Below are 1373 nucleotides of genomic sequence, written 5' to 3' on the forward strand. Positions count from 1 at the left end.
CGTTTTAAAATTTTATCGTTAGCGGCTCGGGCACTTTGCGGCGTTAAATTTGCCGTTCGTGCCGTGCTTTAGCGACGCAATCCCAAGCGAAGCCTGCCTTGCGTCCTTTCAAAATTTTATTTCGTTCAAATTTATCCGCACCTTTGTTTGTACGCTGCGCATCGGTATTGCCGCGCTTATGAACTGCACCGCGTGCGCTTACCGTGTCGCCGCACAAAATCTTGCAATCTCACAGCTCGAAATCAAAGCAGTAAAACTCATCCGCCTCGCTCCAGAGCTCTTTTAGCGAACGTCCGTCTATCTGCGGCGCGGCGTAAAGCTCCCGCAGCGTGGCGAAATACCGCTCGCCGCTTGCATTTGCGCCCGCCTCATCCGCGCATCTTTGAAATGAGCAGCGATCCGCATAGGCGATGATCATATACTCTGCGCCGCGCAGACGAAAGCTAAGCTCGGGCTCGCCGCCCTTAAGGACGCATTTTAGCAACATTTGCTCTATGGTTTCAAATGAGTATTTCGACATTTTGCTCCGATCTTAAAATTTTATCTTTTCCACCACATATCGCGAGCCGTTTTACTCCGCCAAAAACCCGAAGCGCTCGATCATATCCAAAAGCATATCGGCTCTGCAAATTTCATCGTCCAGCAGATCGTCGTATTGATCTCGCAGTCGCTCGGCGTCTTGCGCCACGGGCCCTAGATACTCTTTAGCCTGCGCGGGTTCGCCCTTCATCACGTAGTATTCGCCTAAGATCACGCGAGCTTGCGCCTTGCTAACCTCGTCGCCTTCGCCCTCAAGTGCCGCTTTTAGGCTCTGCACGCCGCCCTCCTCAAGCCCTCGTGAGAGCTGCATTATAGCTTTGTTTAGATAAGGCTTCGCATCCATTTTTGCTCCTTAGTTAAATTTTATTTGAAATAGTAGAACAAATTCCCGCCGTACTCCAGATCCACGAACTCCTTGCTGTCAAAATAGAGCTTAAATTTCATGTGGCTCAGGTATTTGGCGTCTTGCGCACGCTCTATCAAATTTCTTATCAGCCGCTCTATTTTTTCGCCCCCTTCGCGCCGCGCCGCGTCCTGCCTAGTGAAATAAAAAACTACGGGCACGTCGGACGCCGCCGCGATATACCAAATTTTAAGCGGCGTCAAAATCTCGTTTCGGTTTCGCAGCAGCTCCGCTACGGCGCCTTGGATCAGATCGGTGCGGATCCGCGACTCGAAGGACTCGACTGAGATATAAAAATTCTTTAGCCCGTTTAGCTTCGCATAAAGCGGCGTGCGGGCGAGATAGCGCTTGATGCACTTTTTATCGGTGATTTTCGCGGCGTCTTTATCGAAGCGAAGCACGATCTTAAGCCACGCCGAGTCCCTGCCCG

The 1373-nt window shown here is 51.3% G+C and carries 3 protein-coding genes; all 3 read right to left on the bottom strand.

Going from position 1 to position 1373, the window contains the following annotated elements:
* Positions 1-229: 229 nt before the first annotated feature.
* On the bottom strand, positions 230-520 hold the full coding sequence (locus Q0614_RS00840; protein WP_298785855.1) for a hypothetical protein: 291 nt from the start codon (positions 518-520) through the stop codon (positions 230-232).
* Between the two features lie 51 nt (positions 521-571).
* Positions 572-883, bottom strand: a complete 312-nt coding sequence (locus Q0614_RS00845) for a hypothetical protein (protein ID WP_298785856.1) — start codon at positions 881-883, stop codon at positions 572-574.
* Between the two features lie 20 nt (positions 884-903).
* Positions 904-1373 (bottom strand): hypothetical protein (locus tag Q0614_RS00850; protein ID WP_298785857.1); only part of this gene is annotated, 470 nt, incomplete at its 5' end.

The organism is uncultured Campylobacter sp., from assembly GCF_937997595.1.
In the GTDB taxonomy this organism is placed as follows: domain Bacteria; phylum Campylobacterota; class Campylobacteria; order Campylobacterales; family Campylobacteraceae; genus Campylobacter_B.

Coding starts and splice junctions, on each gene's coding strand:
- Q0614_RS00840 (WP_298785855.1), bottom strand. CDS start 520: ATGTCGAAATACTCATTTGAAACCATAGAGCAAATGTTGCTAAAATGC.
- Q0614_RS00845 (WP_298785856.1), bottom strand. CDS start 883: ATGGATGCGAAGCCTTATCTAAACAAAGCTATAATGCAGCTCTCACGA.